The sequence below is a fragment of the Wolbachia endosymbiont (group A) of Anoplius nigerrimus genome (assembly GCF_947251795.1).
Lineage (GTDB): Bacteria > Pseudomonadota > Alphaproteobacteria > Rickettsiales > Anaplasmataceae > Wolbachia.
In genome coordinates, this window is the sequence record NZ_OX366385.1 from 284,063 (window position 1) to 297,422 (window position 13,360).

The following is a 13,360-nucleotide window of genomic DNA, read 5'->3' on the forward strand; positions in this document are numbered from 1 at the left end:
AACTTTAACCAGATTTCTTTACACCATATTTTGAACGAGCTTTCTTCCGATTTTGTACACCACGCAGATCAAGGGCACCTCTTATTATGTGATAACGCACACCTGGCAAATCTTTAACCCGCCCACCACGTATCAAAACAACAGAGTGCTCTTGTAAATTATGACCTTCACCAGGTATATAAGCTGTCACTTCACCATATCCACCAATTTTTACTCTGGCTACCTTACGGAGTGCTGAGTTAGGTTTCCTAGGAGTTGTAGTATACACTTTAGTGCAAACACCTCTCCTTTGAGGGTTGCTTTCTCCCAAAGCTGGTACCTTTTTCTTATGGGTCAATCCTAATCTACCTTTACGTATTAATTGATTTATCGTAGGCATATGTTATAAACTCAAGCTCATTAAAATAACTAAGTTTTTAGTTATAAAATAATAAACCTCAATAGTCAATATAAAAATACAAATTACTACTCTAATAATTAAGCTCAACTGCTTTGAAAGCCATCAGTAGACTTCTTGCATCACTTCCCAAGCCACAACTGTCATTCAGTAGAAACGAAAAAACTTCCTTGACAAACTCCGCCAGCCCCCTTATCATGAAACTGAAGCTATTTTATTTAACTTCGCAATCTCTGCAGCAGATTAAAATGACAAGAAAACTTGTATTTGGCGTACTATTGTTTAATTCTTTGCACTATGTGCACCGTATGTCTTTATCAAATTTCTAGGTTTTTACCTATACAAGCTGAAACGCGCTTATAAAGCGTTCAAGACATCACCCAACGTCAAATTTTAAAATAGAGAGTGTAATAACTAGCTACCACGGGTTTTCTTTGCCTTTTTTTCTGCCTAGTAAATTTCTTAAACATTTATAGCTAAGGTTAGTTGCATTTAAAAGCAGCTAAATTGCAGCGTTTAAGAGCATGTCTTCAAACTGAGTAGAAAGAAGTTAAGAAGTATGGTATAAGGTACATTTTAAGATGTACCCAAGCGATATAAGTGACAAAGAATGGAAGACAATAGAGCCATATTTTGAACCTAAAAAGACCGGCAGACCAAGAAAACATAGTATTAGAACAATTATTAATGCAATCCGCTATATGATGAGAACAGGATGTCAATGGAGACAACTGCCTAAAGATTTTCCACCATGGAAAACCGTATATAGTTGTAATTCGCGCTTGAAAAAAAGTGGAATATGGCAAGAAATTCATGATTTTCTAGTTAAAAAAGTAAGAGAGATGATTGGTAAAAATAAGACTCCATCAGTAGGTATAATTGATAGCCAGTCAGTGAAAACTACTCAAAAAGGGGATCCAGAGGATATGATGCTGGCAAAAAAATAAAGGGCAGAAAACGCCATATTATTGTAGATACTGTGGGTCTTGTAATTGCTGCTGAAGTACAGAGTGCAAGTATTCAAGATCGTGATAGTGCTCTAAATCTTTTTGCCCAAGCTAAATGCAAAGTTCCAACTTTACGTAAGTTTTTTGCTGATCAAGGGTACATAGGTAAATTACAAAACAGATGCTTATTGGAAACGGGATGTTTATTAACGATTGCCAAGAAAATAGTTGATACAGGATTTCAAGTTATTCCCAAACGTTGGATTGTTGAAAGAACTTTTGCCTGGCTTTCCAATTTTAGGCGCATGAGTAAAGATTACGAGCATTCTCCTCTCACCTCAAAAAACTATATCTTCTTTAATATGATCACTATTATGCTTCACAAATTAGCTCATTCTTCAGTTTGAAGACATGCTCTAAGACTTAAAAAACGCCAATACTGAAAATAGACAATGACTAGGGTTTCTTTTGCCTTTTTTTTCATTTGGTAAATTTCTTAAATATTTATGGCTAACATGAACTGGGATGATACTATTATAGAGTGAAATGAGATCCCAGTGTCACGCACTGGGATGACAGGAGAAGGGGCTACTCGGATGACAAGAAAGGAGCACTGCCATTATAGAGTGAACCAGTGCCCCTATGATGTCATTCCAGTGCTTGACACTGGAATCCCAAAAAAAGGATGATGTCATCCGAGTAGCTGACACTGGGATCCAGAAAACTTAACTTTAAATAAGTGGCTGCATAATAAAGACTAGATCCCAGTGTCACGCACTGGGATGACATTATAGGAGGCTACTGCATAAGTGTTGAAAGTGCTATAAGTGGCATTATATAGGGTGGTTAATGGCATAAATTTCAATGATAATAAAATAAATCAAAAAAGCGCCTTTTTGCCTGTGGTTAGAAGGTTTAAGCGAATTTTTGACGTGGTTTATCTGCTTTCCCAACAACGAAGGTTGATATCAAGAGGAGATTTACATACCATTAATCACCTTGTGTGACTGCACTTTCAACACTTATGGATGACACCGTCATAAAGTGAAACTAGATTGTATCTTATCGGTAAAAAAGAAGAGCTATTTTAGGAAGTTTTTATAGGGCTGAAACTAAAGAAAACTTGCATATAAGTTTATCAAGATGTAAAATTGGAGTTGTTTTAAAAGAATAGGTCAATTATGAATCTTGTAACAAAATCTGCTATCGATTTTACTGCTCCAGCTATTCTCTCTGACGGAGAAATTGTTGATGATTTCTGTCTGAGTGAGCGCATAAAAAATAAGTATGCTGTCCTTTTTTTCTATCCACTTGATTTTACCTTTGTCTGTCCAACTGAGTTGATATCATTTAGTAATAAAATAGAGGATTTTTCAAAACGTGGTGTTGAAGTTATAGGAGTAAGTGTAGATTCAAAATTTTCACATTATAAATGGCGAAACACTCCAGTTAATGATGGTGGTATTGGAGAAGTTAGCTACACTTTAGTGTCTGATATCAAAAAGTCTATATCAAGAGACTATGGAGTCTTATATGATGACTCAATTGCGCTGAGAGCAACTTTCGTTATTGATGATAAATTTATTGTACGTCATCAATCGATAAATGATTTGCCTTTAGGGCGTAATATCGATGAATTCGTTAGAATCGTTGATGCAATTAAACATAATGAGGAGCATGGTGAAGTATGTCCAGCAGGGTGGAAGAAAGGTAAGCCAGCAATGCAGGCAAGCGATGAAGGAGTAGCTGATTATCTAAACTCATACAGTGAAGAATTATAAATTTAGTACAAAAGTTCTTATTATTGGATCCGGAGCAGCGGGTTATGCTGCCGCTATATATGCAGCACGTGCAAACTTAGAGCCAATTGTAGTAACGGGAATGCAGCCTGGTGGTCAGCTTACAATTACTACAGATGTTGAAAACTATCCTGGTTTTGTTTCAATACAGGGTCCAGAACTAATGGAGCAAATGAGGTTGCATGCAGAAAAGGTTGGAGCAAAAATAATAGATGATGAGATAAAAAGCGTTGAACAACTTGAGGATTCTAATAAGTATAGATTTAGATCTTCTGGTAATACTAATGACTACTATTCAGATGCAATTATAATTGCATCTGGTGCGCAAGCAAAATGGCTTGGTTTGGAGAGTGAAAAAGAATTTCAAGGTTATGGAGTTTCAGCTTGTGCAACTTGTGATGGTGCATTTTTTAGGAATAAAGTTGTAGTTGTAGTTGGCGGTGGAAACACTGCTGTTGAAGAAGCAATATTTTTAACTCGATTTGCCAAAGAAGTGATATTAATACACAGGCGTGATAAATTAAGAGCGGAAAAAGTAATGCAAGATAGACTCTTTAAAAATGATAAAATAAAAGTAATGTGGAACCATACCGTAGAGCAGATTCTTGGAGAAGAAAATCCGAAGAAAGTTACTGGTATTATAGTTAAATCAACGGAAGCTCAAGAATTGAAAGTCGATGGAGTGTTCATTGCAATTGGGCATGCACCAAATACAGGTATTTTTAAAGGCTTTGTTGAAATGGATCAGCAGGGTTATATAATTACAAAACCTGGAACAACTTTAACTAGTAAAGCAGGAGTATTTGCTGCAGGTGATGTTCAAGATAAGGTATATCGTCAAGCAGTAGTTGCAGCAGGAACAGGATGCATGGCTGCGCTTGATGCAGAAAAGTTTTTGGAGTCGTAGTTAATTCTAGGATTTTAGATAAATTGCTTGCAATTTTCCTTTTCTTTTACATAATTATATTAGTAAATCATTAATAAAGAGGGTTTAGTATGCCTTATAGAAACGATGAATCAACAAAACAGCTATTTAAGGCTATTGATGATGAAAATCTAGAAGCTTTTAAACAAGCTCTGGCAGAGGGTGCGGATGTTAATGCGTTTGATGAGGGATATACACCATTAATGGCTATTATCATGAATGGTGATGACAGCCCTATATGCTTAAAAATGATGATGTTGCTTTTACAACATCAAAGTTTAAATATTAATGCTCAAGAAACTAAAGAACATAATACAGCTCTACATCTAGCCTTTCGCATGGAAAATAGGAATTTTATACGGATGTTACTTAGACATCCCAACTTAGATATATATGTTAAAAATAGTTATTTACTTATTAAACCCGAATACCAACAACTCTCTGAAGAATATCTTCGTGATTTTCATAAAGAGCGTTTCTTTCATACTCCTAAAGAATATATTGAAAAAGTAGGGCGAATACAAAAAAGGAACTTTTCGCATCTTACAATGGAAATAATGGAAGCCCAAAAAGGAAAAAAATTATTAGATGCTCTTTCTAAAGAAGATGTTAACCAAGCAAAAACACTGTTGGATCAAAAACTTAATCCTAATTGCTGGAGAAAAATTCGAGATGGAAGAATAAAAACACCACTTAGCTTAATTATTCGATCATGTTTACGAACGATAACAGAAGATAAAAAAGAAGTATTGACAAAACTTTTAAAACACAAAGACCTAGGCTCTGTGGACAAAATTTTAGAGAAGCCATACAAGAGCTCCAACAAAATTGAGAAAACCCATAAAAACCTCAGCAGTTTTATCAAATCTGGAAAAAATGCGCCTAAAATTTTTAATTTTACCAAAAAAACACTCAATCAAATGACGTTCTTTGTAGATATGCTCATCGTAATACCTTTGCACTTTTCGATTCCGTTTTGGCGGAATAACTACTGTACATCCCTTGTCTTCAAGACTTGTAACAAAGGCATTGCTATCGTAGCCCTTGTCAGCTACTACAGTAGAGTTATAGATACTTTCGGTCAACACTTGTGCCTGCGTAATTTCATTTCTTTGACCAGGAGTCAGAGTAAATTTAAGTGGATTTCCAAGTGCATCGACAAGCGCATGTATTTTAGTTGTAAAGCCACCTTTGCTCCTCCCTAAAGCTTCTTGATCCTTGGAGTTTTTTGTATATCCAGATGAACATGGATGGGCTCGGATGATCGTACCGTCGATTATAGCAACTTCTAAATCAGGCTCTTGTTTAGTATATTCAAGCAATTTTTTCCAGACATCTCTTTCACACCATCTTTTAAATCGCTTATGTATACTCCTGTAATTACCATAAGTTTTTGGTAAAAGTCTCCATTGGCAACCACTTCGCACTATGTACCACACTGCCTCTATGAATATTCTTAAACGTTTTTCATCTTTGCTGTGCATTCCTTTTACGCTTTTTATGAACTCTAAAATTTGTTTCCAATTTTCCTCTTTGATGTAATATTGCATATGGTAGTTTCTCCATTTTTTACCTATTAGGCTAAACTACCATCTTTTTCTCTCTTTTCATATTTTTTGTCCACAGAGCCTAGATTTTAGTTACGAGCAGTATGCACAATTAAAGCAAACAATTGAACAAGCTGTTACAGAGCGATTAGCTGATGCTATTAATAGAAAAGATTTAGATGATGTGAAAAAATTAGTAGAAGATAATTGTTTTATAAATCGTGCAGTTGTTACTGCTGCATTGGGGGGTGTTGATAATCCAGTTAACTTTATTAAAGATTATTTAAATGAAAAATTTCCTGCAAATACGAATAATATACCAGAAGATTTTGAGAAGTTTTTACAAGGGCTTGAAAGAACAAAAGCTCAACTTGTAGAGAAAGAGCAAGAGCTAACGAATAAAACTAGCAAAATTTCACTATTAGAAAGAGATTTAGGGCAAGTAAGACAGGAAAAATCGGCTCAAAAAACAAAAATCAATGATCTAAATAGTGAAGTAACTCGACTTAATAGAATTGTGTATGGAAGAGCAAGTGACACTGTTGAAATTTCACAATTAAAAAGAGATTTGAAACAAGTAAGGGAAGAAAGAGATAGGCTTTCATCAGAAAATAGACTGCTCCGTACTAAAGGTCTGAGTAATAAAAACGAAAAACCCTCGCAAGCAATTTCTTCTGATAGAGAACAAAGCAACTACGCTTCTGCTTCTTTTGTGTTGTCTGGAGCGTTTGCTGTTGGTGCATGTTTAACAATACCTAATTTGGAAATATGTATTCCACTTGCTGTAACTGCATTTGCCTTTTTTACAATTGGATGCTACTTTTCATACAAAGCAAACACAACACTTAGCAACGTTAAAAGCACTCAGCTTGGTGATTTAGAACGAAGTTAAGGTTTTGATTTCTTCTCCAAACTCTGCTGAAAATTTTTGTACATGTTAAAAACATCTTGATAATTGAGGTGAGTGTAAACTTGAGTGGTCTCAAGACTCGAATGACCAAGCAGTTGTTGTATTGATCTTATGTCAATATCTTCCTGAAGCAAATGAGTAGCAAAACTATGGCGAAATGCATGTGGAGATAAAATTTCTGGTAAATTTAACATTCTCCTTATTTTTTGCAAACGATTGGCCACATAAGTTCTTCCCAATTTTTTTCCTCTTACTCCCAAAAAAAGATATTGTGTTTCATTATTAGTGCCAAGATAAGGACAGGCTTTTACATATTCTTGTATACACTTTTTTACTACCGGAAGAATGAATACCTGCCTTTGTTTATCTCCCTTACCTGTTACTATTAAACTTTCATTGTTAATATCACTAACCCTAAGGTTCAACGCTTCACTGATTCTTAAGCCTGTACCATATAGCAGGACGATAATTGCAATTTCTCTTTTTACCACCCAAGGTTCGCTCAAGTCAGATAATTTCATTTCTTTTACCAAAGTTTTTATATCAGGTATTGATAATGCTTTGGGCAAAGTTCTTCTCTGAATTGGCCTTGATAAGGAAAATACAGCTTCATTGTCTATATTGTGGTTGTTTTTTATGTACTTGAAGAAATTTCTGATTACTGAGAGTGCTCGAGTGTTGGATCTTGCGTTTACACCTCTTGCGTAACGAGAGGTAAGCCAACTTCTTAACTCAGGTATGCTTAAATTTTTCAGAGTACCAACATTTACTTCTCCACCAATGTGAGTATTTAGAAAACTTATAAGATCCTTCAAGTCCCTCATGTATGATTCCAAAGTGTTTGGTGAATAAGATCTGTTGCACCTCAGCCACTCATACCATTTTTCAATGATTGAACCGAGGTCCACAATTATTTTTTAAAGAAAGCATCGATGCACGCATCTCGAAAGGCTTCATTTATATCAGGATGAGAGTGACAAATTCTGTATATATCCTCTGCTGCTGCGCCATATGCCATTGCAACCGCTGCTTCGTTGATTAGCGTATCAGCGTATGCTCCTATGATATGCACACCTAGTATTGTATCTGCTCTGCTACAAGTCAGCACTTTCACGAATCCTTCAGCATCATCAGTGATTTTTGCTCTGCCGTTTGCAGCAAATTGACATTTACCAACTTTGTACTTACGGCCAGCATTTTTGAGTTCCTCTTCGGTTTTACCAATCGAAGAAACCGCAGGGTGAGTGTAAATGACAGATGGTATGATTCCATAATCAACGTGAGGTGACTGTCCTGCTATTATCTCTGCAACTGCCACTCCTTCTTCCTCTGCTTTATGAGCAAGCATTGCTCCACCGATCACATCACCAATAGCAAATATTCCTTTCACATTAGTTTCATATCTGTTGTTAACTTGAACGAAACCGCGATTATCTTTTTCTATTTTTTCATCAATACCAAGATTCTCAGTGCATGGTTTGCGTCCTGCTGCCACCAATACCTTATCCGCCTCTATAGTGTTTGTTTGATTATCTTTTACAGAGCAAACTTTCACACTCAAAGAATTACTACTTTGTTTTATCTCCTCAACTTTAGTGCTAAGTAAAAATTTTATTCCTTGTTTTTGTAGACTAGAAAGTAGAGACTTACTTAATTCTCCATCCATTGCTGCAGCGATTCTATCAAAAAATTCTACTACAGTGACTTCAGACCCTAGCCTCCTCCATACAGAAGACATTTCAAGCCCTATTGCCCCGGCTCCGATTACGACAAGTTTTTTTGGTACTTCAGTTAAAGATAATGCACCAGTTGATGAAATAATACTTTTCTCATCGATATTAATTCCTGGCAAAGAAATAACGTCAGAACCGGTTGCAATTACTATATTTTTTGTCTTCAGCACCTTACCTTCAACTGAAACTTCAAGATTACCTTGGTCAAAAGAAGCAAGCCCATTGATTTTAGTGATTTTGTGAAGGTTAAACAGATATTCTATACCTTTTCCAAGTTCCTGAACTCTGGCGTCCTTATAGCCTAGCATTTCTTTTAAATCGAAACTTGCATCCTTAATTTTTATGCCAAGCTTCGACAGATCATTTTTCGTGTGAGCATACTGATAGGAAGAATGAAGTAGTGCTTTGGAAGGTATGCACCCAACTCGCAAGCATGTACCACCAAAAATGCTATTTTTATCTATACAGGCAACTTTCAATCCAAGTTTTGCAGCAGCGATAGCACACTTATAACCGCCTGGACCACCACCTATAACAATCAGATCATAATCAATCATAAAGAACAAACCTATTTTCTAAAGAATAAACACCATTTCCCTCAGTTGTTACATATATTTTATCGTGAGTAAACACTGGAGTGTGAAACACATTACCAGGTACTTTGATTACCTTTCCTGCACTTTCAGATCCAGGAAAAGCAAGCATTGAACCTTTATTGCTTGTCACCCACAGTGTATGGGCATACATAATTGGAGCAAACAATTGCGTATTTTCTATTAAATCAGATGCCCAGACTGTTTCTCCATTTTTTATATCCAGGCCGATTATTTTATTATCTTTAGTTACTATAAAAATTCTTCCGCCTTCTTTTTGCTTCTCTGCAGGAATAAGAGGACTATAATATGACTCAATGTCTGATACACTTTTTACTTGCAGTGACTTTGACCATAAAATATTTCCTGATTTCACGTCAATACCATAAATATAAGAATTGTTTGTAGCTATTAAAGTATCGCCAAGCACTCTCGGTGTAGTAGTTACATCTGTGAGCTGTGTATTCAAAAGGTTTGTAGCCAATTTTTGGCTCCACAATTTTTTACCGTCTTCATTAAAAGCTATTAACTCACCATTTGAAAATGGTGCTATTATTTTATCGTTAGAAATTGTTGGCGATATGGAATACAAACCTCGAACCTCATTGATACCGTTTTGATAAGCCCAAACGGAGCTGCCATCTTTTATATCAAACACGTACAGATAATTATCAATAGTCAATACTACCAATTTATTATTTATTACTGCTGCTTTCCCTCTTACTGGAGCTCTCAATTCTTTTTCCCACTCAATCTTGCCAGTTTTTGCATCTATTGTGTGTAAAGTGTTATCCACTATAAAGAAAACATTTTTTTCATAATGTGATAGGCTCATGTTACCAATTTTTTTCCTATGTGAGAGGTGTAATTTCCAATTCATAGCCTTTGAGTTATCAATATCAAAGGAATATAAAGCGCCGTACTTGTCTGGTAAAATAATGCTATTTTCTGTAAGCACTGGAGCTACATATCCTTGAGATAGTTTTTTATCCACTAGAATTATTCGCTCGCTTGCCATTGTATAGTTGCTACACAATAACATTATTATAATAATTATTACTTTCATTACTTAGTTGAGAACAAGATTTATTAATATACATACTAGAAATCTTAATCACAATGAAAATGTTCTTGTTGTACGTTGAAACATTGATTTATGAACAGAATATCATATTATTATGTAAAAACTATACTCTTAGAGCTCATCCACTATGCGGCAACGTGCATAGCTGTATGAACATTGAGATATAAAAATTTATACCAAGAAGAAAGATGTTATCCAAGTAGCCTCTTTCTTGTCATCCGAGTAGTCCCTTCTCCTGTCATCCCAGTGCCTATTTCTTTGTCATCCCAGTGCCTATTTCTTTGTCATCCCAGTGCCTATTTCTTTGTCATCCCAATACCCCCTCTTGTCATCCCAGTGCGTGACACTGGGATCTCATTTCACCCTATAATAGTATCATCCCAGTTCATGTTAGCCATAAATATTTAAGAAATTTACCAAATGAAAAAAAAGGCAAAAGAAGCCCCGTGGTTGGCTAATTACTTACATTATACTTTCAAGTATGGCGTTTTTTTATTCTAAACGTTTAATAACCGCGATTCAGCCGCTTTTAAATGCAACTAATCTAAATTATAAACATTAAGAAATTTACTAGGCAGAAAAAAAGGCAAAGAAAACCCGTGGTAGCTAGTTATTACACTCTCTATTTTAAAATTTGACGTTGGGTGATGTCTTGAACGCTTTATAAGCGCGTTTCAGCTTGTATAGGTAAAAACCTAGAAATTTGATAAAGACATACGGTGCACATAGTGCAAAGAATTAAACAATAGTACGCCAAATACAAGTTTTCTTGTCATTTTAATCTGCTGCAGAGATTGCGAAGTTAAATAAAATAACTTCAGTTTCATGATAAGGGGGCTGGCGGAGTTTGTCAAGGAAGTTTTTTTGTTTCTATTCCCAATAAAAGTTTGTTATATGGTTATGCAGGAAGTCTAATATTAAAAATGACACAACAACATAATTAAATTAGACTACTTTATTCTCTTAGTTACTTGCTTTTCTCTTGCTATTGCAAGGCTTTTTTCTGGTACATCTTCAACTATAACACTACCTGCTGCAATTACAGATTTATCATGAATATTAAGCGGCGCAATCAATGAGCTATTTGCGCCAACAAAGCAATTGCTCCCTATATTCGTTTCATGTTTATTTTTCCCATCATAATTACAAACAATAGTGCCTGCTCCTATATTACTTCCTTGCCCTACTTTAGCATTTCCTATATAACTTAAGTGTTTTATTCTAGTGTTTTGACCAATTTCACTTGTTTTCACTTCCACAAAATTTCCTATTTTTGCCTTATTACCAATTGTTGTGTTTCCGCGTATTCTGATAAATGGGCCGACCTCAGCATTACTTTTAATTAAGCAGTTTTTTAAATGCGAAAATGGCAGTATTTTCGCACCAGACTCTATTTTCACTCCAGTACCGAAAAAAACATATGGGTAAATAACTGAATCTCTGGCGATTTGTGTATCAAGAGAAAAGAAAACAGTCTCTGGCGCAATAAGCGTTACTCCGGTGTCGGTAAAAATTTTTCTTTTATTTTCTTGAAAGTAAAGCTCAGCTTTTATAAGGTCATTTCTGTTATTTATTCCCGTTGCTTCTTCTCCACCCGTAATAACGCAACCGACGTTCAAACCACGTTCCACCGCAATGGAGACTACATCAGTCAAATAATATTCATGAGTTGAACTATTGCACTCTATTTTCTCCACTAATTCACGTAAATTCTTTGCACATGCAACCATTATTCCAGCATTGGCAAGAAACTCTTCATGGTTATTTTTATCACTCTTTGCTTCTACGATTTCTCTTAAGGAACCATCCTTGATGATTAACCTACCGTACTCTTTATTGCTGGTTTTAAAACCAAGGCAAACTAGAGCTTTGCCCTTTTCTAAGCAGCTTACCATTTTAGTTATTGTGCTGCTTTTTATGAGTGGGGTATCTCCATACTGCACAATAATTATGCTCGAATCTGGCAATTCTTTCAGGTTTCTCATCGCAGTTTTGACCGCATCTCCCGTACCGAGCGTTGATTCTTGTGTAATTAACTGTATACCCTCAAAGCACTTTAGTCTTTCAATTAAAGGCTGATCAACTACAACAGCAATATTTTCAGGATTTAGCTGTTTTGCACTGTAAATTACATGCTGAAGCATGGAAAAACCGCCTATTTTGTGTAGGACCTTAGGCAAATCTGAATTCATCCGCCTGCCATGCCCTGCAGCAAGTATAATGAACGTATGAGTTTTACTTATCACTTATCTTAAAGATGAAAAATGAAAACCGTAATGATCAAGCCAGCTGATTTTGTTGTCATAGAAGCTCCTTAAGTCGCCAATTTGATATTTTAGCATTGCAAGCCTTTCTATACCAATACCAAACGCAAAACCGTTGTATTTAGTGTGATCTATTCCAACATTTTGAAATACATTTGGATGCGTCATACCGCATCCCAGTACTTCTATCCATTTACTACCTTTATAACTTATATCCACTTCTGCAGAAGGCTCGGTAAAAGGGAAAAAACTATTACGAAAGCGTATCTTCAGCCCTTTATCGCTAAAGAACTTATTAAGGAAGTGATGGATAGTAAATTTTAACTGGCCCATATTGACACTTTCATCGACATATAACCCTTCTATCTGGTGAAACATAGGAGTGTGAGTTGCATCAAAGTCATTTCTGTATACTCTACCTGCAGCTACTATTTTAATTGGGAACTTTTTTGTTTTTTCCATGGTTCTAATCTGTACAGATGAGGTGTGAGTGCGCAGTACCATTCTTTTATCATCTATTTTGTTCTTTAAGTAGAAGGTATCTTGCTCCTCTCGCGCAGGATGATGACTTGGAGTATTCAGTGCATCAAATACATGAAATTCATCTTCAATGTCAGGACCATCAACTGCCTTAAAACCCATATGTGCAAAAATAAGCTTTACTTCATTTATAACCTTACTGAGTGGATGAACCTTGCCAATTTTTTCTGGTCTAACAGGCAACGTGATATCAACTGCCTCGTTCTGCAATTTAAAGCTAACTTCTTCGGCTTTTAGTATATTTTCCTTATTCATTATAAGCTGATCTAGCTTATTACGTAAAACGTTGATAACTTCGCCTAAATTGCGCTTTTTTCCTGCGTCTTCTATCTCTTTTAAGTTGTCAAAATAAGCTTTAATTACACCCTTTTTTCCCAAATATGATAGCCTAACTTTTTCTAAATCTTTCAAAGAAGAAGCATTCTCAATTTCGAAAACTGCTTTATCTTCAAGTGAAGGTATGTCATCTAATAACTCTTTATTCATCTTAAAAATGCTGGCTTAAACTTTAATTATAGTAAAATCTTGAATAGCATCAACAATCTAAAAACTGTCCCATTTTAATTATTAATTTATTGACTAATTAATTTTTTTTATTTACCTTTGTGTTGATGAATTTGC

13 protein-coding genes and 1 pseudogene are annotated in these 13,360 nt (G+C 35.4%); 7 read left to right on the forward strand and 7 right to left on the reverse strand.

The annotated features are described in order from the left end of the window. Positions 1 to 4: 4 nt before the first annotated feature. Positions 5 to 379 carry a 30S ribosomal protein S12 gene (gene rpsL / locus OPR26_RS01530; RefSeq protein ID WP_265016038.1) on the reverse strand — a complete coding sequence of 125 codons (375 nt, stop codon included), beginning with the start codon at positions 377 to 379 and terminating at the stop codon, positions 5 to 7. Positions 380 to 978: 599 nt separating this feature from the next. Between rpsL and OPR26_RS01535 the strand changes: the two genes are divergently transcribed. The 6 genes and pseudogenes from OPR26_RS01535 to OPR26_RS01560 form a co-directional block, all read left to right on the forward strand. Then, positions 979 to 1,344: a transposase gene (locus OPR26_RS01535; protein ID WP_264731180.1), complete on the forward strand. Its 366-nt coding sequence runs from the start codon at positions 979 to 981 to the stop codon at positions 1,342 to 1,344. A 20-nt stretch (positions 1,345 to 1,364) separates the two neighbouring features. Further along, complete coding sequence (locus OPR26_RS01540) at positions 1,365 to 1,751, forward strand: transposase (RefSeq protein ID WP_265016251.1); 387 nt, start codon at positions 1,365 to 1,367, stop codon at positions 1,749 to 1,751. A gap of 150 nt (positions 1,752 to 1,901) precedes the next feature. Next, a complete protein-coding gene (locus OPR26_RS01545; RefSeq protein ID WP_265015608.1) occupies positions 1,902 to 2,033 on the forward strand; it encodes a hypothetical protein in 132 nt (43 codons plus the stop codon). A 492-nt stretch (positions 2,034 to 2,525) separates the two neighbouring features. Next, positions 2,526 to 3,125 carry a peroxiredoxin gene (locus OPR26_RS01550; protein ID WP_265016039.1) on the forward strand — a complete coding sequence of 200 codons (600 nt, stop codon included), beginning with the start codon at positions 2,526 to 2,528 and terminating at the stop codon, positions 3,123 to 3,125. Continuing rightward, entirely contained in the window at positions 3,112 to 4,050 is a 939-nt protein-coding gene (trxB, locus tag OPR26_RS01555) for a thioredoxin-disulfide reductase (RefSeq protein ID WP_264707353.1), read from the forward strand. Before OPR26_RS01550 ends, trxB begins: the two co-directional genes overlap by 14 nt. Before the next feature lie 89 nt (positions 4,051 to 4,139). Continuing rightward, positions 4,140 to 4,409: pseudogene (locus tag OPR26_RS01560) on the forward strand (ankyrin repeat domain-containing protein); the annotation flags it as partial. A gap of 456 nt (positions 4,410 to 4,865) precedes the next feature. On the opposite strand, the gene OPR26_RS01565 reads toward OPR26_RS01560, so the two are convergent. Then, the gene (locus OPR26_RS01565) at positions 4,866 to 5,618 is read right to left on the reverse strand and encodes an IS5 family transposase (protein WP_264702259.1); all 753 of its coding nucleotides are present in this window, start codon (positions 5,616 to 5,618) and stop codon (positions 4,866 to 4,868) included. Positions 5,619 to 5,799: 181 nt separating this feature from the next. Between OPR26_RS01565 and OPR26_RS01570 the strand changes: the two genes are divergently transcribed. After that, entirely contained in the window at positions 5,800 to 6,507 is a 708-nt protein-coding gene (locus OPR26_RS01570; RefSeq protein ID WP_265016040.1) for a TomO hydrophobic C-terminal domain-containing protein, read from the forward strand. On the opposite strand, the gene OPR26_RS01575 is transcribed toward OPR26_RS01570, so the two are convergent. The 5 genes from OPR26_RS01575 to pheS all read right to left on the reverse strand — a co-directional run bounded on the left by OPR26_RS01575 (position 6,504) and on the right by pheS (position 13,225). Beyond that, positions 6,504 to 7,433, reverse strand: a complete 930-nt coding sequence (locus OPR26_RS01575) for a tyrosine recombinase XerC (protein WP_265016041.1) — start codon at positions 7,431 to 7,433, stop codon at positions 6,504 to 6,506. The genes OPR26_RS01570 and OPR26_RS01575 overlap by 4 nt on opposite strands. Positions 7,434 to 7,435: 2 nt before the next feature. After that, positions 7,436 to 8,815 (reverse strand): dihydrolipoyl dehydrogenase, encoded by a 1,380-nt coding sequence (gene lpdA, locus OPR26_RS01580; protein WP_265016042.1) that lies wholly within the window; start codon positions 8,813 to 8,815, stop codon positions 7,436 to 7,438. Continuing rightward, on the reverse strand, positions 8,808 to 9,917 hold the full coding sequence (locus tag OPR26_RS01585; RefSeq protein WP_265016043.1) for an outer membrane protein assembly factor BamB family protein: 1,110 nt from the start codon (positions 9,915 to 9,917) through the stop codon (positions 8,808 to 8,810). Before OPR26_RS01585 ends, lpdA begins: the two co-directional genes overlap by 8 nt. Positions 9,918 to 10,885: 968 nt before the next feature. Then, positions 10,886 to 12,181: a bifunctional UDP-N-acetylglucosamine diphosphorylase/glucosamine-1-phosphate N-acetyltransferase GlmU gene (gene glmU / locus OPR26_RS01590; RefSeq protein ID WP_265016044.1), complete on the reverse strand. Its 1,296-nt coding sequence runs from the start codon at positions 12,179 to 12,181 to the stop codon at positions 10,886 to 10,888. Next, positions 12,182 to 13,225 (reverse strand): phenylalanine--tRNA ligase subunit alpha, encoded by a 1,044-nt coding sequence (gene pheS, locus OPR26_RS01595; RefSeq protein WP_265016045.1) that lies wholly within the window; start codon positions 13,223 to 13,225, stop codon positions 12,182 to 12,184. Positions 13,226 to 13,360 lie beyond the last annotated feature (135 nt).

What these genes read in the sequence shown, in the direction of transcription:
- OPR26_RS01550 (WP_265016039.1), top strand. Translation starts at nt 2,526, where the DNA reads ATGAATCTTGTAACAAAATCTGCTATCGATTTTACTGCTCCAGCTATT.
- OPR26_RS01565 (WP_264702259.1), bottom strand. Translation starts at nt 5,618, where the DNA reads ATGCAATATTACATCAAAGAGGAAAATTGGAAACAAATTTTAGAGTTC.
- pheS (WP_265016045.1), bottom strand. Translation starts at nt 13,225, where the DNA reads ATGAATAAAGAGTTATTAGATGACATACCTTCACTTGAAGATAAAGCA.
- lpdA (WP_265016042.1), bottom strand. Translation starts at nt 8,815, where the DNA reads ATGATTGATTATGATCTGATTGTTATAGGTGGTGGTCCAGGCGGTTAT.
- rpsL (WP_265016038.1), bottom strand. Translation starts at nt 379, where the DNA reads ATGCCTACGATAAATCAATTAATACGTAAAGGTAGATTAGGATTGACC.
- OPR26_RS01585 (WP_265016043.1), bottom strand. Translation starts at nt 9,917, where the DNA reads ATGAAAGTAATAATTATTATAATAATGTTATTGTGTAGCAACTATACA.
- OPR26_RS01535 (WP_264731180.1), top strand. Translation starts at nt 979, where the DNA reads ATGTACCCAAGCGATATAAGTGACAAAGAATGGAAGACAATAGAGCCA.